The organism is Serratia inhibens (assembly GCF_003591175.1).
In the GTDB taxonomy this organism is placed as follows: Bacteria; Pseudomonadota; Gammaproteobacteria; order Enterobacterales; family Enterobacteriaceae; genus Serratia; species Serratia inhibens.
This window is the reverse complement of the sequence record NZ_QYYG01000001.1, coordinates 539276-560715: the sequence shown is the minus strand read 5'-3', so window position 1 is coordinate 560715 and position 21440 is coordinate 539276. Positions and strand designations below refer to the sequence as shown.

At 52.4% G+C, this 21440-nt stretch carries 25 protein-coding genes and 2 pseudogenes; 18 read left to right on the top strand and 9 right to left on the bottom strand.

The features are described from left to right. Together D4100_RS02615 and D4100_RS02610 are read left to right on the top strand one after the other, a co-directional pair. A complete protein-coding gene (locus tag D4100_RS02615) occupies positions 1-573 on the top strand; it encodes a chromate transporter (protein WP_119802956.1) in 573 nt (190 codons plus the stop codon). Next, positions 570-1091 (top strand): chromate transporter, encoded by a 522-nt coding sequence (locus tag D4100_RS02610; protein ID WP_006318735.1) that lies wholly within the window; start codon positions 570-572, stop codon positions 1089-1091. The genes D4100_RS02615 and D4100_RS02610 overlap by 4 nt, the downstream gene beginning before the upstream one ends. Positions 1092-1166: 75 nt before the next feature. Here the strand turns inward: D4100_RS02610 and D4100_RS25870 are convergent. Beyond that, positions 1167-1307, bottom strand: a pseudogene (locus tag D4100_RS25870) (hypothetical protein); the annotation flags it as partial. A 289-nt stretch (positions 1308-1596) separates the two neighbouring features. Here D4100_RS25870 and D4100_RS02605 point away from each other — a divergent pair. The 6 genes and pseudogenes from D4100_RS02605 to D4100_RS02580 all read left to right on the top strand — a co-directional run bounded on the left by D4100_RS02605 (position 1597) and on the right by D4100_RS02580 (position 6614). After that, the gene (locus D4100_RS02605) at positions 1597-2553 is read left to right on the top strand and encodes a PLP-dependent cysteine synthase family protein (protein ID WP_006318738.1); all 957 of its coding nucleotides are present in this window, start codon (positions 1597-1599) and stop codon (positions 2551-2553) included. Between the two features lie 2 nt (positions 2554-2555). Then, complete coding sequence (lysA, locus tag D4100_RS02600; RefSeq protein ID WP_119802954.1) at positions 2556-3752, top strand: diaminopimelate decarboxylase; 1197 nt, start codon at positions 2556-2558, stop codon at positions 3750-3752. A 3-nt stretch (positions 3753-3755) separates the two neighbouring features. Further along, complete coding sequence (locus D4100_RS02595; protein WP_006318742.1) at positions 3756-4691, top strand: LysO family transporter; 936 nt, start codon at positions 3756-3758, stop codon at positions 4689-4691. A 10-nt stretch (positions 4692-4701) separates the two neighbouring features. Then, the gene (locus tag D4100_RS02590; RefSeq protein WP_006318744.1) at positions 4702-5361 is read left to right on the top strand and encodes an alanine--tRNA ligase-related protein; all 660 of its coding nucleotides are present in this window, start codon (positions 4702-4704) and stop codon (positions 5359-5361) included. Between the two features lie 55 nt (positions 5362-5416). Further along, positions 5417-5730, top strand: a pseudogene (locus D4100_RS26050) (IS481 family transposase); the annotation flags it as partial. 146 nt (positions 5731-5876) lie between these two features. Beyond that, complete coding sequence (locus D4100_RS02580; protein WP_119802952.1) at positions 5877-6614, top strand: 2-phosphosulfolactate phosphatase; 738 nt, start codon at positions 5877-5879, stop codon at positions 6612-6614. A gap of 12 nt (positions 6615-6626) precedes the next feature. Here D4100_RS02580 and D4100_RS02575 read toward each other — a convergent pair whose 3' ends face one another. Beyond that, positions 6627-7784: a phytanoyl-CoA dioxygenase family protein gene (locus D4100_RS02575; RefSeq protein ID WP_119802950.1), complete on the bottom strand. Its 1158-nt coding sequence runs from the start codon at positions 7782-7784 to the stop codon at positions 6627-6629. After that, positions 7777-8628 (bottom strand): SDR family oxidoreductase, encoded by an 852-nt coding sequence (locus D4100_RS02570; RefSeq protein WP_119802948.1) that lies wholly within the window; start codon positions 8626-8628, stop codon positions 7777-7779. Before D4100_RS02570 ends, D4100_RS02575 begins: the two co-directional genes overlap by 8 nt. A 137-nt stretch (positions 8629-8765) precedes the next feature. Between D4100_RS02570 and D4100_RS02565 the strand changes: the two genes are divergently transcribed. The 5 genes from D4100_RS02565 to D4100_RS02550 all read left to right on the top strand — a co-directional run bounded on the left by D4100_RS02565 (position 8766) and on the right by D4100_RS02550 (position 12525). Further along, a complete protein-coding gene (locus D4100_RS02565) occupies positions 8766-9806 on the top strand; it encodes a LacI family DNA-binding transcriptional regulator (protein ID WP_006318751.1) in 1041 nt (346 codons plus the stop codon). 441 nt (positions 9807-10247) lie between these two features. Beyond that, positions 10248-11111 carry a hypothetical protein gene (locus D4100_RS02560; RefSeq protein WP_119802946.1) on the top strand — a complete coding sequence of 288 codons (864 nt, stop codon included), beginning with the start codon at positions 10248-10250 and terminating at the stop codon, positions 11109-11111. A gap of 10 nt (positions 11112-11121) precedes the next feature. After that, positions 11122-11634: a hypothetical protein gene (locus D4100_RS25555; RefSeq protein WP_147417736.1), complete on the top strand. Its 513-nt coding sequence runs from the start codon at positions 11122-11124 to the stop codon at positions 11632-11634. Then, entirely contained in the window at positions 11573-11950 is a 378-nt protein-coding gene (locus tag D4100_RS02555; protein ID WP_214609631.1) for a hypothetical protein, read from the top strand. The genes D4100_RS25555 and D4100_RS02555 overlap by 62 nt, the downstream gene beginning before the upstream one ends. A gap of 50 nt (positions 11951-12000) precedes the next feature. Next, positions 12001-12525: a C39 family peptidase gene (locus D4100_RS02550; RefSeq protein WP_119802942.1), complete on the top strand. Its 525-nt coding sequence runs from the start codon at positions 12001-12003 to the stop codon at positions 12523-12525. Positions 12526-12611: 86 nt separating this feature from the next. On the opposite strand, the gene D4100_RS02545 is transcribed toward D4100_RS02550, so the two are convergent. After that, positions 12612-13514 carry a DMT family transporter gene (locus D4100_RS02545; protein WP_119802940.1) on the bottom strand — a complete coding sequence of 301 codons (903 nt, stop codon included), beginning with the start codon at positions 13512-13514 and terminating at the stop codon, positions 12612-12614. A 176-nt stretch (positions 13515-13690) separates the two neighbouring features. On the opposite strand from D4100_RS02545, the gene D4100_RS02540 reads away from it, so the two are divergent. The 4 genes from D4100_RS02540 (at position 13691) to D4100_RS02525 (ending at position 15930) form a co-directional block, all read left to right on the top strand. Beyond that, complete coding sequence (locus D4100_RS02540; protein WP_119802938.1) at positions 13691-14560, top strand: helix-turn-helix domain-containing protein; 870 nt, start codon at positions 13691-13693, stop codon at positions 14558-14560. Between the two features lie 17 nt (positions 14561-14577). Beyond that, positions 14578-15015 (top strand): VOC family protein, encoded by a 438-nt coding sequence (locus tag D4100_RS02535; RefSeq protein WP_006318757.1) that lies wholly within the window; start codon positions 14578-14580, stop codon positions 15013-15015. A 113-nt stretch (positions 15016-15128) separates the two neighbouring features. Then, positions 15129-15548, top strand: coding sequence for a DUF3224 domain-containing protein (locus D4100_RS02530; RefSeq protein ID WP_119802936.1), 420 nt, complete (start codon positions 15129-15131; stop codon positions 15546-15548). Positions 15549-15597: 49 nt separating this feature from the next. Continuing rightward, complete coding sequence (locus D4100_RS02525) at positions 15598-15930, top strand: NIPSNAP family protein (RefSeq protein ID WP_119802934.1); 333 nt, start codon at positions 15598-15600, stop codon at positions 15928-15930. An 88-nt stretch (positions 15931-16018) separates the two neighbouring features. Here D4100_RS02525 and D4100_RS02520 read toward each other — a convergent pair whose 3' ends face one another. The 5 genes from D4100_RS02520 to D4100_RS02500 form a co-directional block, all read right to left on the bottom strand. After that, a complete protein-coding gene (locus D4100_RS02520) occupies positions 16019-17215 on the bottom strand; it encodes a multidrug efflux MFS transporter (RefSeq protein ID WP_119802932.1) in 1197 nt (398 codons plus the stop codon). A gap of 125 nt (positions 17216-17340) precedes the next feature. Further along, complete coding sequence (locus tag D4100_RS02515; RefSeq protein WP_006318763.1) at positions 17341-18555, bottom strand: glycosyltransferase family protein; 1215 nt, start codon at positions 18553-18555, stop codon at positions 17341-17343. After that, on the bottom strand, positions 18548-19378 hold the full coding sequence (locus tag D4100_RS02510; RefSeq protein ID WP_119802930.1) for a mannosyl-3-phosphoglycerate phosphatase-related protein: 831 nt from the start codon (positions 19376-19378) through the stop codon (positions 18548-18550). The genes D4100_RS02515 and D4100_RS02510 overlap by 8 nt, the downstream gene beginning before the upstream one ends. 266 nt (positions 19379-19644) lie before the next feature. Then, a complete protein-coding gene (locus tag D4100_RS02505) occupies positions 19645-19977 on the bottom strand; it encodes a type II toxin-antitoxin system RelE/ParE family toxin (RefSeq protein ID WP_119802928.1) in 333 nt (110 codons plus the stop codon). A 22-nt stretch (positions 19978-19999) separates the two neighbouring features. Next, positions 20000-20233 (bottom strand): type II toxin-antitoxin system Phd/YefM family antitoxin, encoded by a 234-nt coding sequence (locus D4100_RS02500; protein ID WP_006318766.1) that lies wholly within the window; start codon positions 20231-20233, stop codon positions 20000-20002. A 146-nt stretch (positions 20234-20379) separates the two neighbouring features. Between D4100_RS02500 and D4100_RS02495 the strand changes: the two genes are divergently transcribed. Then, positions 20380-21243: a GNAT family N-acetyltransferase gene (locus D4100_RS02495; RefSeq protein WP_119802926.1), complete on the top strand. Its 864-nt coding sequence runs from the start codon at positions 20380-20382 to the stop codon at positions 21241-21243. Positions 21244-21440: the final 197 nt, after the last annotated feature.

The window sequence follows — 21440 nt, the reverse complement described above, 5'->3', positions numbered from 1 at the left end:
ATGTCTGAATCGGATGCGGTAAAAAACACCCGGCTTGCGGCGCCGCCGGGCAATGGGGAGCTGTTTTGGGGCTTTCTGATGCTGGGGCTGATAGGGTTTGGCGGCGTGCTGCCGCTGGCTCGCAATATGCTGGTGGAGGATCGGCGCTGGCTGAGCGGTGAACACTTTACCGAGCTGCTCGGGCTATGCCAGTTTCTGCCGGGTGGCAACGTGATCAACCTTTCGGTCGCGGTGGGGATGGAGTTCCGTGGCCTGCGTGGCGCTTGCTGCGCGCTGCTGGGGTTGATCAGCGCGCCGACGGCGATCGTGGTCGGGTTGGGAATGGTTTATGCCCGTTTCCAGAATGATGCGCATGTGCAGCACGTGTTTGCCGGGCTGGCGGCTGCGGCGGCCGGTTTGCTGCTGTCCACCGGGATAAAAATGCTGTTGCCGCTGCGCGGTAAATGGTTGGCGCTGGGGATTGTAGCGTTGTGCCTGATCGCCATTGCCTGGCTACGCCTGCCGCTGTTGCCGACCATGTTGGTGCTGGCACCGCTGAGCATTTTTTTGCTGTGGTGGAGGAAGCCCTCATGATTGGCGTATTGATCTCGCTGGCGATTATTTTCACCGAGCTTTCACTGCTGGCGTTCGGTGGCGGCATGACCATCCTGCCGGAAATGCAGCGCCAGGTGGTGGAGGTTCATCAATGGATGAGCGCACAGGAGTTCAGCGCGTTGTTCGCCATGGCGCAGGCCGCGCCGGGGCCGAATATGATGATCGTGCCGCTGATTGGCTGGCATGTGGCCGGCTGGGCGGGGCTGTTGGTTTCTTCCGTCGCCAAGTTCGGCCCGTCATCGATCGTCACTTTACTGGTGATGGGTGCCTGGCGGCGCTTCAAGGACAAACCCTGGCGGCGCATCGTGCAGACTGGTCTGGTGCCGGTCACCGTGGGTTTGGTGGCGGCCAGCGGGGTGTTGATCGCCGAAGCCTCTGCACCGAGCTGGCCATTGGCGGCGATCATCGCGTTGGCCACGCTACTGAGCATGAATAAACGCATCCACCCGCTGTGGGTACTGGCGGGCGGCGCACTGCTCGGGCTGCTGGCAGCCTAATCAGCACGGCGTCAGCACAAGGCGGGGGGGTCATGACTTCGTAGCTGTAACGGCTCGCCATCCATTATCTCTGACTCACAATAACTGCAATATCGGAAGCCTCACAGCCAGCATCAGGTCCCGCAGTTCTGCCGTTCGAACCGAATCGAGCTGATGGTTGGGCATGGCCCTGATTTCTGCCGGTTTGGCATCAAACTGCTCAACCCTGTGTTTAAGATGTCATTCAAAACCGTCTGAACCTGAAAAGATTAGCGGTGCAATACAACTATTAGTAACTCTTATAAAAAAATCCACATAATTAAAAAGATTATACGGTTTAATTGTTGGGCTATTGCAGAATTTTAATCTGATAATTAAATAAATATAAAAATTAAAAACCTTAATTTCAACAATGGCAGTGTTTGTAACTTGGCTGGGGGGCTGGGATGAATGTGATTGATTTGCCAATATACATAAAATGTATTTATATATTCTCCATCCGACAATGAGTCAGAGGCAAGCAGTGATGGATGCACAGAGAGCAGAAAGACAGGTAGACAGCAGTCTTCTCGGGTTAATCGGTAATACCCCCACGGTAAATATTTTCAAAGACCTGTATCCTCAGGCAGACGTCACAATAAAGCTTGAATCTTTCAATCCCGGCGGCTCTATAAAAGACCGCGTGGCAAACAAAATAATTCAGGACGCTGAAAGCAGAGGGTTGCTCGCTCCGGGCGACGAGCTTGTCGAAGCGACCTCCGGTAATACCGGTATTGGCATTGCCTGGATAGGCCGTCTGAAAGGTTACGAGGTTACCATAATAACTCATGATAAGGTCAGCAAAGAAAAACTGGCGCTTCTTAAGTTTTACGGAGCAAAGGTTATAATAATGTCTTCCGAGACCAGCGCCGATTCTGAAGATCATTATGTGAAGGTAGCCAGGCGTTACGCGTCTCAAAAAGGCCGTTTTTTTTGCGATCAGTTTTATAATCATTCGAACAGTCTGGCCCATTATCAGAGTACTGCGCCTGAACTCTGGCTGCAGGGAGGCAGGAGTGCAGACATCATCATATGCGGAGTGGGGTCCGGTGGTACGCTGGTCGGATTGAGCAGGTATTTCCGCGAAAGAGGAAGTAAAGCAAGGTTTGTTGTCGCCGATCCGAACGGATCCATATACCACTCCTATTTCAGTGGAAGCAAATATGTACCATCCTCATGGCAGGTGGAGGGAATAGGATCTAACTTCATTCCTGGCATCCTGAACGATTCAGCAGCAGATGAAGTTTACTCCATTAGTGACGCAGAAGCCTTCTCTGCGTGTAGAATTATACGGCAAAGTTACTCTCTGGACATTGGATTATCCAGCGGCGCTGTCGTAGCCACTGCAATGAAAATCCTCGAAAGAGCGCCAAATAAAAAAATAATGTGTATTTCTCCCGATTCAGGAGAACGCTACCTTTCTAAACTGCAACTGGCTGAGTAATCATGGAATTATGTAAAAATATACGTACCTTCTGCGACGATACTGAGACGCCTTTTTATATCTACAGTGAAACTGAAATAGAAAACCGGGTAACAGCGCTGAAGGATTGCTTCCGGGAGCCGGCTTATACGCTTCTCTACGCAATGAAAGCGAACTCTAATCCACAAATTATAAAAGCCCTGGCAGCTTCAGGTTTCGGAGTTGATGCGTGCTCTGTCGAAGAAATAAGAATTGCGGCTTTATCCGGCGTTCCTCCTGAAAACATATACTATAATTCAGATTGCCTGACGGCTGATGAGATCGAGATGGCGATACGCGCCGGTGTGAATATCACCGTTGGCTCGCTTGATGCGCTGTGTATGGTAACCGGGAAACATCCAGGCATCGGTATCAGCCTGAGAGTCAACTCAGGGGTGGGGGCAGGTCATTCAGCAAAAGTCATCACGAATGGTGAGCTGTCCAAGTTCGGAATTCTTCTTTCCGAACTCGAGGAAGCAAAAGCAATTTGTAAGACGGCATCGGTGGTGATAGAAGGCTTACACTCGCATACCGGATCGGGTGAAATGGAGGTTACTAACTACATTGAAAACGCGAGAATAATGGCTGAACTTGCAAAAAGCTTCTCCTCCCTTAAATTCATCAATTTTGGCGGGGGCTTCGGCTATGATTATGTGACGCATTGCTCTTACGATATCAGTGCCATACATGTTGCACTGAACGAGTTAAGGGAAACTTACGATCTGGACTTGGCTACCAGGTTCATTATCGAGCCTGGCCGGTATGTCGTTGCAGGGGCCGGTATGCTGATCAGCCGGGTCTGTTCGGTAAAACACACATCCTCGCGAAACTTTATCGGCCTCGACACCGGCCATAACCATTTTCCGCGCTGCTTCTATTATGACGCCTGGCACGATATTGAGAACATGTCGGCAGGGCAGCAGAAAAAAATGGTTTACGATATTGCAGGGAATCTTTGCCAGTCCGGCGACATTTTCGCCAGACAGAGAACCCTGCCTGAAACGGAAGTCGGAGATTTAATTTGCATTAAAGATACAGGAGCCTACGGGTTCTCCATGAGCTCTAATTTCAACTCCCGCGTCAGACCGGCGGAATACCTCCTGAAAAAAAATGGAGAGATAAAAGTTATTCGCCGCGCTGAAAATTTTGACGACATCATTTCCACCTGCGTACTGGACTAATTTATGTATCTTGCATTTATCAATCTTTTTCCTATTCTGATAGCTTTTATCCTGGGATTTAATTTTAAGAAATTTTATTCTCATCTTGGTATCAGCGCGGTTGAGAAGGTTTCAAACGCCTGCCTTTACGCCCTGCTCATTTTGATGGGGATTACCGTTGGGCTGATCCCGGACATTATGGATAAACTCAGCCTGGTGGGGATCAATGCTCTGTGTATCGCCACAGCATCCTCGCTCTCGATAGCGATCGTGTTAAAAATATTTCATCTTCGTACGCGGCCCGAAGGCGGAGAGAAAAATTCGCTTAACTCCGGTCAAGCAGCTGCATTCGACATCATGGGCTATATAAAAGATCCACTTCTCCTGGCAGGGCTGGTAATAATAGGATTCCTGGCCGGTTTTTTCAGGGTTATACCCGATATGGATTATGACCCGGTTATTTCCTGGCTGCTATATCTGCTGATCTTCGTCATTGCGGTAAAGCTTTCTTATGCAGGGCTTAATCTTCGTGAAATCTTCCTTAACCGGACGAACATCATAATGACATGTTTCACCGTGCTCGCGTCCTATATCGGCGCGGCCGCTGTTTCAGTCTTTTTACCCCTGTCCCTTACGCACAGCCTGGCGGTCAGTTCCGGTTTCGGCTGGTACACACTTTCGGGGATTTTATTCACCAAAATGGGGGACCCGCTTTTAGGCTCGGTAGCTTTCCTCTGCGATCTCTTCCGGGAGGCCATTGCCCTGCTGCTTATTCCGACGCTCTCAAGGTTAGGAAACGGCAATATTGCGATCGGCGTGGCCGGTGCCACGGCCATGGATGTCACTCTGCCCATCATCGAGAAGCACTGCGGCGTATCCTACGTTCCGGTGGCCTTACTCTCAGGTGGCATTATCACGATCATCGTACCTTTCCTGATTCCATTTTTTTATTCTCTTTAAGAGTCTCATTATGTTAACTACAAAAAGACTGTTTGATGAAAAGCCATATGAACATGAGTTTCAGGCAAGGATTACGTTCATCGGCGATGAGTACATAGTTCTTGACCAGACGTTGTTCTATCCGCTGTCTGGAAATCAGGATTACGATATAGGCTTCATAGAGGGCCGGGAAGTCACAGCAGTACAGGTTGACACGACAGAGGAAGGAAGGCTGGATTTCAGCGCATCTGTTAAGCATTATCTGAACGTGGATGGCTTCGCGGTGGGACAGCTCATCAACGGTAAAATTGACAGGGCCCGCAGGCTGAACACCATGCGTCTGCATACGGCCAGTCATCTTGTCGAATATTTTCTCAGCAGAAGCCCGGATTTCCTGTCCGTTGAAGGGTCATTTGTGAACTGCCTGAAGGATCGTACCGACTATCTGTTGGCAAAAAACCTTGATCCCAGTTCGCTCTCCGTTCTTGAGCTGGAAGTGAATGATTTTATCCGGCAGGGGCATCCGGTGAAATTTGAATTTCAGGATGACCTAAGGATTTGGTGCTGTGCCGGTATCAGAATGGCCTGTTGCGGGACTCACGTATCAAACACGGGTGAAATAGGGCAGGTGAAGCTGTCGCGGAAAAATAAGGGCAAGGGATTAAACAGGATAGAAGCTCAGCTGTTGTAACTGCGCCGTAAATGGGGATCGGCCGGGCCTTCTGTCTATCGTGTGCTAGACCGCGATGAGCCGCTGGCGTAAGGCCATTCCTACCAACTCTCTGTTGCAACTGCGGCAACGCTTGACCGCCCCACCAAAAAGCCCGAAGCACGGCCCAGATCACCGCGATAGCGCTGCTGTATGGCATTTCCGTCACCACCGCCCGAACTCGAACACTATTGTGAACCGATCGCTGCATTGAAATTACGCACCACCAATAAAGCAGGCCGTCATCTGTCCACGACTCGTGCCATTCAGTTGCTTGAAGAGCATGGTGCTCAGGGACGGGTTAAACTTCCAAAGGGGTTGTTGCGCAGGTCAACGATTAATCGCGACTTGACCATCCACGCCTGCTACGGGAACTGATGATAGAAAAGTTGCCGGCGTTGCCGTCTGGTATTGCGGGGGACGGGGTTGTTATTCATGGCGCGGAGGTGTCATATCATCCGATGTTTCGCTCTTTCTTTTTCGTTATGGAGCCGTAGATGGGCTATTTTTCGCAACTTCCATTCGATATTCGTCTTGAGTGGGGATCAAACGCCATCGAGCATATGGCGGGCGACGTTGATTGCGTCATCATTGTCGATGTGATGTCGTTTTCAACCTGTGTCAGCGTGGCAACCAAACGGGGAGCCAGCGTCTATCCCTATGCATGGAAAGATGACTCGGCCAAGGATTATGCAAGCAAGCTAGGCGCGGTAACGGCTAGCAACACCCGGCGTTTTGATGGCGCAGGGTATTCGCTTTCGCCACTCTCGTTGGTCAATATTCCTGCGCAGACCAAGCTGGTGCTCCCGTCCCCCAATGGTTCTTCGTTGGCTTTTAAGGCTCGAGACTCAGGGGCTGCGGTATTCTGCGCCTGCCTGCGCAACCTTAAAGCGACAGCCATTGCCTGTGCAGCGTATCGAAACATATTGGTAATCCCCAGCGGCGAAAAATGGCCGGACGGCAGCCTGCGACCGGCTCTTGAGGATTGGCTGGTCGCTGGCGGGATCATCGCCCAACTGCCAGAAAGAAACCCGTCGCCGGAGGCACTGGCGGCGGCAGCAAGCTTCCATGCGTTGCCTGCGACTGCATTGCGTCAGTGCAGCTCAGCGCGCGAGTTGATTGAACGCGGGTTCGTCGCCGACGTCGAACTCTGTCTGGCAACTGATGCAGACGACAGGGCCTGTCGGTTGCAGCACGACCATTTTGTCATTCAGCAGGGCACTGTAGCCTGCTGAAATACTCCGGTGTCAGGCGCTGCGCAAACGCTGTTGGCGTTCCAACTGCTGGTTGAAATATTCGGCATTCCAGTCTTCTTGCAGGGCGTGCAAAAGCAATTGCTGTTGCGTCTGTGGTGCCAGACCAGCCAGCGGCGGATCGCTGTCCAGATTGGTGGGAAAGGAGTAGCCGTCCGCCGCAGCCGCGACCAATGCCGCCAGCTCCGCACCATGCAATTGCTCGTTTTGATAACGCTGGCGCAGCGCCGGATAGATCAGTTGCAGCAGGCGTAGCCGGTTGACGGTTTCCATCGGCTTGCCAAACGCCGATGAAACCTGCAGCAGGTTGGCGATACGCACATGGTCACGAGTAACGTTATTGCCGGCGGCATGGAACAGCGCCGGGTTAAAGAACAACGCATCGCCCTGTGCCAGTGGCAACTGCACCGCATGCTGCCGGAAATAGTCTATAAACTCCGGTTGCCGCCAGGCCAGGTACCCCCCCGGATATTGTTGAGAAAACGGCAGCAGTTGCGTTGGGCCGGACTCCAGCGGCATCGCCGAATGCGCCACCGCGCCCTGTAGCGTCAAATACTGCGACAATAGCTGTAACGGCAGCGGAAAGCGCTGCACATCGCGGTTTTCCTGAAAGCCCAAATGGTAATCGCGGTGTGGTTGCTGCGCCTTACCGCCGGGGCGGACTACGTTCACCTGCGCAGTCATTTGATACCAGGGGCCGAGCCAGGCTTCGCTAACCAGCGCCAGCGTGGGATTGGAATAGTATTCGATGAAGGAGCCGGCATCCTGCTCGGCGGTTTTTTGCAGCGAATTCCAGATGCGGCCATTATTGCCGGCGGCAGAAAAGTGATCACCTGCGTTCCCTCTGGCCGCTTCCTGCTGAAAAATGGCGTCGAAAACCCGGTTGTGCCGCTCAATCACCTCTGAGTCGGGATAGGCTCCTTTGATGACCAGTACGCCGGGGCCAGTGGAAAGAGCCCGATGCAGTTCGCTCAGCACGGCGATTTTATCGCTCTGGACAGGTTCCAGCAGCGCGGCATTGTGATAAATCAGCACGTTTTTTTCCGCTTCGGCAGCAAGCGGATAATCGCTCAATGTTAGCGATTGCTCACATAATAGGCTAAAGGCATTCGCCGAGAGAGCGTCCGGCTGTAAAAACAGGGTGTCAGTCATGATGTTCTCCCGCTGCCAGGCTCAACGGCCGTTCCGGTTTTGGTGAACCGCCGTCACCGCAGCCGATCACTCCCTGATCGAAGTCGATAACCGCACCTGTCATCATGCCGGATTCCTCAGACAGCAAGAAAGCCACCGCGCGCGCCACTTCCCGAGTTTTTAACAGACGGCCAAAGGGTTGTTCCCGTTCGGCCTGCGCCAACCAGTCTTCGTCGGCGTCATGATACTGGCGCTGGATCTCATGTTCATGCGGTGTATCCATCCAGCCGATGTTCAGGCCGTTCACCCTGATACGGTTGCGCATGGCGCTAAAGGCGACGTTTTTGGTCAGCGTGGTCAACGCGCCTTTCGATGCGGCATAAGGCGCCAAAAACGACTGGCCGCCGTGGGCGGTGATGGTGATGATATTGACTATCGTACCGGCCACCCGGCGTTTGATCATCACCTTGATGGCCTCTTGCATCAGGAAGAAGGGGGCACGGATATTGACGGCGAAGATGGCGTCGAACAGTTCTGGCGTGGTGTCGAGTATTGTTCCACGATCGGACATGCCGGCGCAGTTGACCAAACCGTGCAAGGTACCAAAGCGGCGTTCCGCCTCGGTGATGACGTTACGACAAACCGCCGGTTCGGCAATATCCGCGGTGATAAAGTGGGCGTCACAGCCAGTGGCGCGCAGCTTGTCCGCCTGGGCCGCTCCTGCCTGACTATTGCGGCCGCAAAGCATCAGCCCGGCTGCACCGCGCTCTGCCAGCAATTGCGCCACTGCCGCCCCCAGCCCCTGAGTGGCGCCGGTCACCACGTAGTAGTTGCCGGAAAATATACTGTTTACATTTTCGCTCATCGCATCAACCTCGGTATTTTTTTTATATTAAAATCAAATGGTTATTTTTGTGGTCTGTTGCTATTAATAACCCTAGCATCTACATTTGATTAACAAAACCTCACTGAAACCTCAAAAAGACCTCAATTGGAGGTGCGATGAAATTCTCTATCAAGCAAATTGCTGCGCAGGCGGGCGTCAGCAAGGCAACGGTCGATCGCGCGCTGCATCAGCGGGGCAAGGTGCATCAACAAACGCTGAGGCGGATTGAACAGGCGTTACAGGATTTGGAAAGCCAGCACCATAACAGCTTGGCCAGCGGTCGCACGCTGCCGATTGACGTAGTGATGCATACGCCGGAACGCTTTAGCCGCTTGGTAACGGAAGCGTTGTGCAGCCAACTCGGCAGCTTCGCGCCGTTTCGTATTCAGCTGCGTTTCCATATTTTTGAGCAGGCCAATACCGATGAACTGTTACAGGTGCTGGAACGCTGCCGCAATCAGGGTTCCTACGGGGTGATCCTGAAGGTGAGCGATGAACAATTACTCAATGACAGCGTCGGCCTGTTGCAGCAACAGGGGATACCGGTGGTGACGATAGTCACGGATCTGCCGCAAAGCAGGCGGATCGGTTATATCGGCATGGATAACCGTGCCGCCGGCCGCACTGCCGCCTATCTACTGGCGCGTTGGTTGCCGCAGCAGCCACAGTGCGTGGCGGTGGTGATCGGTAGCCAGGGTTTTCGCGGCGAGGAAGAAAGAGAGAGCGGTTTTCGCCAATGGCTGCGTGAACGGGCTGCGCACCTGAGTGTGGTGGACATCAGCGGCGGGATGGGGGTGCATGCGCCTACGTTGCAGCGTGTGACAGAAACCTTGCTGCGCTATCCGGATATTCATGCGGTATACAGCGTCGGTGGGGGTAACTCCGCGATTGTCGAAGCCTTTAGCCGCCAACAGAGACGGCTGGCTGTGTTTATCGGCCACGATCTGGATCACGAAAACCGCCAATTGCTGGCACAGGAGAGAATAGATGCGGTGATCGATCACGATCTGCAACGCGACGCACGCAGCGCCTTCCAGACAATCCTGCAATACCACGGGTTTCTTCCCGGTAGTATCGTCACCCACGAGTTCTCAAGGGTAAGTGTGGTGACGCCGTTTAATCTCGCCATGGTCGACGAGCCTTCCGTCAATGGTTAGAGGGGAAGGATAGCTTACGCCGCCCGTCGCCATAAGGCTGCGAACATGCCAGGTTTGGTGAACATCACCATATTCCCCAACAGGATCAGGCACAGGCCGATCACCGGTTCTTTATCGGATTAATCAACATTCTGATTTCCTTATAAAAATAAGCAAATTCAGAATATAGCCGCACTGGCAATACTTGCTGGGTGAAAAGAAGGAATACTAAGTCAGGGGTATGATTTAACGAAGGGAAGGCCGGTTGGCCTGTGAATGTTTTATTTGATTTTTTTAAATGCCCTTATAGTTTTAATGTGACTATTGAATAATAATTTGTGATATATATGGTAATTTCATTCATATTATTTATGTGTTTTTTTTAAATTATTTTATTGACGTAAAAATAAGATAACGATTATCATTATCAAATAATGGAATTGACTACTAACAGGGAGTGGCATGAAAACTATCTTTATTTTTTTGTTTTTTTTTGGGGCTATACCTACCGGGCATACTGAACCGATGAAAACAGTAATGGAATCACCAAAATCAATTTTAAAGATTGAAGACTTTCTTCCCACACAAAAGAAATGGTCGATTAACACTGGCATCAATATCCTGAATAATAGTAGTGATGGCAGTCATTCCGGTGTTTACATTAACGAGATTGGGCCTGGTAGGTATGTTTTTGACAGAACGTCATTCTCATACGACAAGGAAAGTAATGGGGTGTCTGGATATTTTTCAGGAGTATATGGAATAACCGACAACCTTTCCTTGTCAACAACATTAAATGGACAGTGGGTCAACGTCCATTTTTCAACAGAAAATGGCACAAACTCTTCAAAGAATGAATACACATTTAATGGTACAGGCGTCGGTGTAAGTTATCAAATGTATAAAATTTCAGATTTTACGGTTTTATTCGGTGGCGTCAACTTAAAAAATGGTAGTGTAAATAGTTACTCATTAGGTACAGCATTGAATTGGATTTATGATCCTATTGTCCTTGCTTTTTCGTTGGGGCTCTTGGATGGGATATCGAAAGAGAAATTTTCAAGTAACTATAAGGTATATACCGGTTCTGGCAAGGTCATATTTGCGGTTAATCCGGAGGTAAATTTAAACTGGGGGTTTTCAAAGGATTTTATTCATTCTAAAGGTCGATATGTAAATAAAAGAGAGTGGCATAGCACGACATCAATGTTAATTGGGTGCAGTATAAACTTGATGGATAATATAACCAGCACTGTGAATGCAAAGGGCGGTGTGGGGAATAATAAAAACTCAGTAATTTCACTTGGGTTAAGCTACAAAATATAATAGTAATAGGATGATTATTCAATATAAAACCAAGGTGGTAATTATGTGTGGTAGGATATCATTTTTTATTTTTTTGTATGTATTATCATCAGTACTTATACCTAACAGTGTTTGTGCGGTACCGAGCGTAGGATTTAATAAAGATCAGTTGCTTATGATCGCAGATATCAAAGAGTTTGGTTATAGTTCATTTGATCCATTAAATATTGAAGAATTAGATGAGACTAAAGGAAAAGTAGGCCCCTTAATTTTGGGAGCTATAGGTGCTGTCGGTGGCGCTGGCGCATCGGTAGGTATGGACTATTCCAATGGGCAGTCAGTCAATTGGGGAAATGCGACGACCGCGGGCGTTGCTGGTTTTGTTACTGGAGCCACTGGTGGTATTATAGGAGGGACAATTACTGGTGCCGCAGCGAGCGCAGCTTTGGGGGCAAGCGCTGCTGGTGCAAGTAATGCCTTGTTTGGAAGTATTGGCCGAGGTGGTGGCCGAAGCTCATGCGATACTTGCCATAAAGCGAGATAACGTGATTAATTTATTGCACTTTTCTGCCCTCGCTGGTTCAGTATTATTATACTTCCGTATTGGTCGCTTTTTATTTCCGGAGTTGAGGAAAGGGCTGCTTATTTTCTCTTGTCTTACTTTAATAATTAGTGGGGTTTTTAGCAATCAACAAATTTATACTGCTTTTTTCTCGTTAATTATAGTAATGGTGGCTATGGTGATTCACTGGCTAAAATGGCATGTCGTTATTAATGGTAGAGGTGAATTTGGTGTTTTATATGCGAACTTTTCGTTTATACCATTTTTGGTTTTTCTGATTAAGCATATTGGTTTGTAATTAAAATGAAAAAATATTTATTTTTTTATTGTTTTAACTTGAGATTGTTGATGGTTTCGATACTGTGTTTCTCTAACGCATTGCAAGCTACGTATGTTGAAAGAAAATTTCATGGCGAAAGGCAACAGTTGTATGACAATACCTGTGGGCTTGCTTCTGTTAGATTTGTTTTAAATAAGTATTATAATGTAAGTGTCACTGAGGTAGAATTGATAAGCAAAGTTGATATCAAGCCAGAATACTCATTTCTTGACTTAACTACACTCTCTAAAGTGTTAGGGCTAAATGTGCTTGGGGTCAAAATTACAATTAATCAGTTGAAAGAGATTCACTCTCCTGCAATCCTTCATATCAATAGGCTTGGGAAGGGGCATTTTGTTGTTTTTCTAGGAGTGAACTCTCAGCTTGTCCAATTATATGATCCCGCGTGGGGCTATATTAACTACACTCGAGGGCAATTTGAAAATTACTGGCTTCATAACGGGCGGTTTGGGCGGGCTTTAATTTTTTTAAAAGATGAGGAAATTTATATTAATTATGCGTTAGTTAATCAAAAAAACATACCTCTGAATTGAATTTTTCGATTTCAACAAATTGATGAACATGCTCCCAAGATTGTAAAGGGGCATGCCAGGTCGACCGCTGTTATTGCCGTTTCTCCTTACGCCGCCCGTCGCCATAAGGCTGCGAACATGCCGGGTTTGGTGAACATCACCATATTCCCCAACAGGATCAGGCACAGGCCGATCACCGCATTGAGGTGCCACTGGTAGCCTTCATAGATTGTCGAAATGCTCAGCGCCACCAGCGGGAACAGCAGGGTGCTGTAGGCCGCAGCGCTTGCGCCGATGCGGCCCAGCAGGCTGAAGTAAGCGGCAAAGGCAATCACCGACCCGAAAATCGCCAGATACAGCAATGAGCCGATATAGCGGGTGCTGAACTCAATCTGGAAGGATGCGCCCTGGGCCAAGGCGATCAGTGCCATCAGGATTGCGCCATAACTCATGGCATACGTATTGGTGGAAAGAGTGTCCAGCCCGCGCCGCTGATGGCGTGAACTGATCATATTACCGAGCGAAAAACCGTAGGTGCCTAGCGCGCTTAGCCCGATGCCTTGCAACAGTTCCGGCGCCATTTGCGTGGCAACCAGATCCTGCCAGAACAGGGCGACGATCCCGGTCAGGCCCAGTACAGCCGCAGGCAGCAAGTTTGGGCTGGGACGCTGACGGAAAAAGATCATGCCGTTGACGGCGTTGAACAGCACCGCCATCGAGAAAATCACGGATTCCAACCCGCTGCTGATATAGGCCGCCGCATGATAGAAACAGTAGAAGTTAAATCCGAACACGCAGCAGCCTTGTAGGATGCAAAACAGGTGATCACGCGGCGCAATGCGGCGCAGGCGGCGTGCCAACAGCAAAATCAACAACATCACCGCGGCGGAAACCACGAAGCGGTAACTGATCGATACCGGAATGGCTACCGGTCCTGCTTGTTGCAGGGTAATCGCAATCCAGGTGGTGCCCCAAATCAGCACCACGGCAAGGTACAACAGCACGTTCATGAATGCCTCCGAAAATAGACTGCCTCAGTATCCGCCGTTGCTTGCTGCCGCGCTTGCAGCGCTTTGCGCACAATTGCATATTCTTGCGCTTTTTTTGGCAAAAGCGCGGGCCGCAGGCTGGTGCGGTGTGGCGTCACTCTTTACACTGAAGACAATTCAGCGAAGCGGGGCCGGCGATGTCCAGATACAAGGCGTTTGAAACACTGCGGGAACATAAAGCACAGTTGCACAACAGCGTGCAGTTGGGTTCCGGCGTGGAGCTGGCCGCCTGGTCCAACCGTGACGATCGCATTACCCAGGAAAGCGCCGATCACCATACCCTGAGCCTGTACGTCGCCGATGGCTACGAGTGCTATCAAAAAGTACCCGGCGGCTGGAAGAACGGCGGCGGGCCGGACCGTTTCTGCATTATGCCCCGCCAGTATGAATCCACCTGGGACGTGCGCAGCGATTTGTCTTTCGTGCATTTTTACTGTACTGACCGGCATCTGCGACAAGTGGTGGAGCAAACCTGGGATCGCAGCCCGGCGGCGATCACTCTCGAGCCGCGCGCCTTCGCCGAGGATCCGCAAATTACGCTGCTGTATCGCCGGTTTTTGCTTGACTGCAACTGGCAGGAACGCGCTAATCAGTTGGCGCTCAGCAGCGCTACAACCTTGTTGATGTCGCATCTGGTTCAGCGCTACAGCCAACTGCAATGGGCTTTGCCGAGGGTGCGCGGCGGCCTGGCACCAGCGGTCGCCAGGCGGGTGAAAGAGTATATCGAACAACATCTCGACAGGCCGCTGCTGCTGGCGGAGCTGGCGGCACAGGCCGGGTTGAGTGAATTTCACTTCGCTCGCATGTTCAAACATGACACCGGCCTGGCGCCACACCAGTTTGTCATGCGCGCACGGCTGCAACAGGCAGAAAAATTGCTGCGCCACAGCCTGCTGCCGCTGACGCAGATTGCGCTGGAATGCGGCTTCAGCTCCGCCAGCCATTTCAGTAATCGCTTCAAAGCGACCTACGGATTTGCTCCTATGCAGATGCGGCAAGAGCGTTAACCCCCACAGGAGAGAACATGGAACAGCAGTTCGCAGGACTTGGCGTATTGTTTATCGCCGGATTTGGGCCGATTACCCAGCAAACGGAGCACAGCAAGGCGTTTTATGTTGATGCGCTGGGGCTGCCGCTCAAGCCGATGCCCGACAATCCCGATTATCTGCTGACCGAGCATGGCGCGCTGGAAGGGGTGAAGCACTTTGCCTTGTGGCCGTTGGCGCAGGCGGCGCAATCTTGCTTCGGCAGCGAACAATGGCCGGCCGATTTGCCGGTGCCGCAGGCCTGGATGGAGTTTGACGTCGCCGACATGGCGCTGGCCACCCAAGGTTTGATCGACAAGGGCTACCGCCTGCTGGTCGCCAACCGCGAAGAGCCCTGGGGCCAAAGCGTCACCCGTCTGCTCAGCCCGGAGGGGGTGCTGATCGGCGTCACTTTCACGCCCTGGCTGCGCGACTGATCCCAGGTTTTCGTTCTTCCTGGTGCGTGTATTGTTAAGTTTCCGGACAGACCACTTCCAGCGCCAATCCTTGGCACCCATTTTTCGGTATTTTTATAGAGACGGGATTCTAAATGAAAGCAGTAGCCACTTTTTCTACCAAGGATTTCAAACCCACCGATCTGAGCCCTGAGCCAGCGCTCGCAACCGCCTTACCGGTTTCCGTCAGCACGATGGAGAAACGCTATTCGGGTGAGATCCAGGGGGTTTCCTCAACAATTTTTACTGCCGCATTCGATCCGGTGAGAAAACAGGGCAGTTACATCGCAATGGAAAATTTCGCGGGGAGCGTGAACGACAAAGAAGGGGCGTTTAATTTTATTCACTCGGCCTCGACAACCGGCAGCGAGCGGTTGAACGAGTTTTTCTGCATCGTGGATGGCAGCGGCACCCAGGCTCTGAAAGGCATATCCGGATCTGGCGGCATGAAAATCGACGCCGACGGCACGCACCATATTTGGATTGATTATCACTTTAAGCCGACAGAGGCATAATCTGGCGTCACTCGCCTATTTTCGCCGTTTGGCTTATGAGGGATCATGGATGGAAAACAAAACCGTAGAGATACTGACTTACACCCTGAAGAAAGGGACTGGCCGCGATTTTCACAAGATCATGATGGAAACCAGCGTCCCTTTGCATCGTAAGGCGGGGATTGACGTTGTCCGCTTTGGGAACTCTTTGCACGATGCAGATTCGTACTTTCTGATCCGGGCTTTTGACAGTGTCGAACATCTTGAAAGCGCCCAGGATGAATTCTACAAAAGCGATGCCTGGCGAACGGGTCCGAGGGAGGCGATTATCGAAAGGATTGAGCAAAGCATCAAATCCGTACTGACAATCAGCAGCGCTGCACTGGAGGCGATGCGGGTTTAGCCTATCCAAATAGAGTTAAGGTAATCACCGGAATGCCAATCAGGATGTGCCGTTAACGGCACATCCTTGTTCTGAACCACAGTGTCGTTCACTTCCGTGCGCTTTCCACCTTTCTGAACTGGCTGCGCAGCAGCAGGCAATTGATCAGCACCAGCGCCGCCGTTACCGCAAACACCCAGCGAAAGCCCATTAATGCTGAAACACTGGAGCCTATCAGCGGGCCGACCACGTTGCCGAGGTACATGAACGACTGGTTATAGCCAAAAATGCGGCCGGTCACCTGATCGGAGGAATACTTCAGCAGCAGCGTCTGCACCGCAGGCATCAAGGCGCCATCGGCGAAACCCAGCAAGAAGCGCAAAATCCCCAATTGCAGCGGCGTTTGCACCCAGGCCATGATGGCGAACAGTAGGGTGGTCAACCCCAGCGCCGCCATCAGAATGCGAGCGGTGCCGATACGGTCGCCAAGCCGGCCGAGGCGCGGTGCTGAAACCAACGCGGCAATGCCGGGAACGGCAGCGATCATGCCGCTGATAAAAGCGATATTGCCGTTGTCGCCGGACAAATCTTTGATGAACAGCGTCAGGATCGGGCTGATGGAGGAGTTAGCCAACTGGATCATCAGCGTGCTGATGAACAGCGTGACGATCAACGCCGGATAAGGCAGCGACTGGAATACCGCCTTGCCGCTCAGTCGGTCGGCCTTTTTCACTTCGATATGGCGTTCTTTTATCAGGCACAGGGTAATGAGGAAGCTGACGAACATCAGTCCGGCGGTGACGAAAAACACCACGCGCAGGCCCAGATGATCAGCCATCAGGCCCCCCAGCAGCGGGCCGACGATCACCCCGGAAATCGGGCCGGTAGACAGAGTACCCAGCGCCCAACCGCTTTTATCACGCGGCACCTGTGAGGCCACCAGCGCCATAGCGTTGGGAATATAGCCGGAGGTCAGGCCCATCAGCGCACGCAACGCAAACAGCTGATAAACGTGGGTCACCATGCCCTGCAGCACAATGACGATCGCCATCCCCAGCGAGGCGCGCAGCAGCATCAGTTTACGGCCTTTGCGGTCCGCCAGGCTGCCCCAAAGCGGCGACACCAGCGCAGAGACCAAAAAGGTGGCGCTAAACACCAACCCTGACCAGATGCTGAGCGATTGGTGGCCGCTGACGCCGAGCTGTTCAATATACAGCGGCAGAAAAGGGAGGATCTGGCTCATCGCCAGCCCGGTGAAGAAACAGCCGAGCCAGACCGAAATCAGATTGAGTTTCCACGCTTCCATCAACTTGTCGTACCACTTTGAATTAAGAGGACATTATTGAGCAGAATAATAATAACACCGGTTATCAGGCGTAGGGGGAAATGAGTGCGGAAAAGTAAAACCCGCCTTGCGGCGGGCGCAGGCAATTACTTTTGGTTGTCCTGTTCCACGGCGTCATACAGCCGCTGGAGAATATCCGGGAAGGCGGATTGTACGCGGTTCCAGCTTGGCACAAAGGGTTTATCGCCGGGGTTTTCGCTGAAGGCTTGCCCGGCCTGCGAAATCACCCGAGAGAACAGCTCGACCGCTGATTCTTCGCTGTGGCGATCGAAATCCAGACCGTTCATTCTGGCATCGTGCTCAAAGGCGTCGATCATATCCAACGCCGTGCGGTAGTAGGTGGCGCGCAGTACGCGAAAAGAATCGCTGGTGATCGGCACCCCCTGGATCGCCAGTTTGCGGTACAGCGCCTTGGTGATATCGCCCGCCATACGCTGCAGGCCGCTATGCGGATCCTCTTCCGACATCGCCTGGTGCTTATGATCGTAATTATCGGCGATATCCACCTGGCAGATTCGATTAGTGGCGGTGTTGCGGTGGACTTCCGACAATACGCCGATCTCCAACCCCCAGTCGCTGGGAATGCGCAGGTTGTTGAGAATGTGGGTGCGCATGGCGAACTCGCCCGAGAGCGGGTAGCGGTAGCTGCGCAGGTAGTCGAGAAAATCCGAATTGCCGTACACTTTCTGCAGCGATTTCAGTAACGGAAATACCAGCAACCGGCCAACCCGGCCATTCAGCTTGCCGTTAGCCACCCGGGCATAGTAACCCTTGCAGAAATCGTAATGAAAATGCGGGTTAGCCACCGGATACAGCAGGCGTGCTAGCATGCGGCGATCGTAGGTGACAATGTCACAATCGTGCAGCGCCACGCAACTGGAACGGCGTGAGGCCAGAGTGTAGCCGACGCAAAACCACACGTTGCGGCCTTTGCCCGGCTCGTTGGGCGCCAGCCCTTCGGCGCTGAGCTGGTCGGCAATCGCCGTCAGGCGCGGCCCGTCGTTCCACAAAATGCGGTGGCGCTGCGGCAGGCGGGAGAAAAAGCTTTTTGCATGCAGGAATTGCTCATGGTCGGCGCGATCCAGGCCAATGACGATCTCCTCCAGATAAGGCACCTGCGCCAAAACATCGACGATCTTGTCCAGCGCCGGGCCTTCCAGCTCGGAATAGAGCGAAGGCAGGATCAGCCCCATGGTGTTGCGGCCGGAAAACACCTGCAACTCGTATTCCAGCTCGGATAATTCGCGCTGTGCGAGATTGTGAAAGTTGGTGATGATGCCATCTTGATAAAAGTCACTCATGGTGAGATCTCCCGTTAATCAGAAAATGATCCAATCCTTCGCACCAGCCCTGGGGGCCTTGCAGGCGCGTACGGTACAGCTGACCGGAGAAACTACCCGGTAAATCGAGAGGTTTGTCCTGCTGCCCCCGGATCAACACCGCCAGATCGCTGGCTTGCAGCAGGGAAATGTCGTTGGGGCCGTCGCCCAGACTGAGGGTGGTGAAAGGGCGCGCTTGCATGGACCGGTAATACGCGGTTAACCAGCGGGCGGCATTGCCTTTGCTGACGGCCGCGCTCATCACGTGATAAAAGCGTCCGCCCTGGGTTAATTCGAGATCGTGCTGCGCGAGCAGCGTGCGAAACCGGGTAAGTTGTTCATCGTTACCAGCCCAGCGCAAGGGTTCAGAACCGGCACGCCGGCGCGCCAGATGCGCTTGATCGAGCGTTAAACCTGTCCATTGCGCGACGGTTGCGTCATCCACATCGGCAAACCCCTGAAAGGCAAAACCGGTCTGGTTGCGCAGTTCCCGCAGCGTGGCGCAAAGGCTGGGGTAATCTGCACCCAGGTGTTTGGTCGGATAGTCGGGGCGATCGCGCCATTGTGCGGGGAAGACAATCTGCGCGCCGTTTTCCGCAATAAACGGCCAGTGGCTCAGCCCGAGTTGCCGCTGCAACGGGGCGATTTCGGCGGCGGTTTTACTGGTGGCGATAATCAGTGGCGTCTGCGTGCGCGCCAGCCGCTCCAGCCAGGGCTGCGCTGCGTGCCAGCGGTAGCTGTGATGATCCAGCAGCGAACCGTCCAGATCGGTGAAAATTAACAGATTGGGGCTCGGTTTCAGCATTTCATCTCCATTATATCGTGCGCAATTCGCTGATAAACAGGTTGATTACTTTGTTGTCATGTAGACCGACGGAGAAACGGTGCGTGGCGTTGTAGAGGGTGTTTGCCGTCGACGCCGTGACTCCCCCAGATAAAAATTGTGATGCAAATCACAATTTACCCTAACGGCTTATCGCAGGGGGTGCAAGTCTTGGTCGTCACCAGCAAAACGGGTTATTGCGTTTATTGGTTGAAAAATGGGAGGGCTTGTCCGCTTAACTGGCGGGATTACGACGCAATCAGCCGGTTAAACAGCGTTTGTTGAATATCCTGCTTTTGGGCAAGAAAGGCATGTACGGTGATAAGCGAATCTTCCAGCGAATAAATAACGCGATAGCCGTTGAGCGTATTACTTTCACGGTATTTATCGCAGCCAATTTTCAAGAGTTCAGGGCATATCTGACAGCCGGTTGGAAAGAGGCTTACTCTTGCTTCGAACCCGCTAATGATACTTTCAACGACAGGTACCGGCAGCACATTATTGGTTTTCAAATGGTGGACAATCTCGAGCAAAGTACTCTTTGCCGATGCGGTATACTCAATATCCATCCGTTCCCTCATGCGACATCTCCTTTTGACCGCATTACTTATCTATATCAGCCAGCAATTGGTCGCGGGAATAAACTTTGCCTTCTTTTTTGTCTTTTTCAGACAGCGTTAGCAATTTAAGCAGGGCAATGGCGTCATCCCTTTGCTGGTGTTGTTCATAAGATTCGATCACATAAGCTGGGGTACCATTTTGCGTCACCAGAATAGGCTCAGACAAATCGAGCGCGGCGGCGTGCTTCTTTACATAGCTGATGGTTTCAACTTTCATACTGGCGTCCTCGTGTCTCGGGTGAGTCAAATTTAGTTCATATTCAGACTATAAGCAATGCACCGCACAGAACCGAATCTGCTACTCTGCGGGGAGGCGGTTTTCGCCACCCGACAAAGTTATCCCTATTGAATCAGGAGGCAAACGTGCCCGAGGAAAAGCAAAGCATTCACCTGCGCCCGATGATTGAAAGGGACCTGCCGGCGGCGTTCGGGCTGTCGCAACAGGCGCGCTGGCCTCACCGTCTGGAAGATTGGCAGCAGGCGTGGGCATTGGGGGCGGGAGTGGTCGCTGTGGCCAACGGCGAGACGGTCGGCACAGCTTTGCGTTGGTTGTGGGGGGAGAACCGCGCCACGCTGGGGTTGGTGATTGTCGACGAACGGTATCGCGGGCAAGGTATCGCCAGGGCGATGGTACAGACGCTGGTGGCGCCATTGGCTGACTATCAACTGCACCTGGTGGCTACCGAACAGGGCAAGCCGCTGTATCGGCAGTTGGGGTTTATCGAACAGGGGCGGCTGGCACAGCATCAATGCCGGGAGTTGCCTGCCCGCGAGGCCGAGCCTTTGCCGGAGGGAGTTACCTTGCGCCCGGCATCGCCGCGGGATCTATCGACCTTGGCCGAGCTGGATTTCGCCGCTTGCGGCATGCGGCGCCAGCCGCTACTGGAGACATTGCTGAGTAGCGCCGGGCAGGCGCTGGTGCTGGAACGGCGGGGGATTGTCGTCGGTTTCGCGATGCGTCGCCGCTTCGGTCATGGCAACATGATCGGCCCGGTAGTCGCGCCCGAGCTGGCCTCCGCCGTCGCGTTAATCGATGCGTTGTGTCGGCCCTGCACCGGCCAGTTTGTGCGTATCGATACGCCACAGGCCAACAGCCTCGGCCCTTGGCTGGTCGCGCGCGGTTTACCCGGCGTGGACACGCCCGCCATCATGGTGCGCGGCACACCTCATAGACCGGATCCTGCTGCCGTGCAGACTTTTGCATTGGTTTCGCAAGCGCTGTCATAAAATTGAAAATCAAGGGTTCACGGCGGTGCATTGCCAGATGCATTGCCCAATTGTTGTGCAATAGTTATCAACTGATGACTCTGTTGTAACCGCAGGTTTTGCCGTTCCTGCGCCGCCGTACGCCGCCGCGCGTGAAATATCCCCAGTAAGTCCGCAATTGGCACAGGCCATGCATTGTCATCATCAGTCTTTGTTAC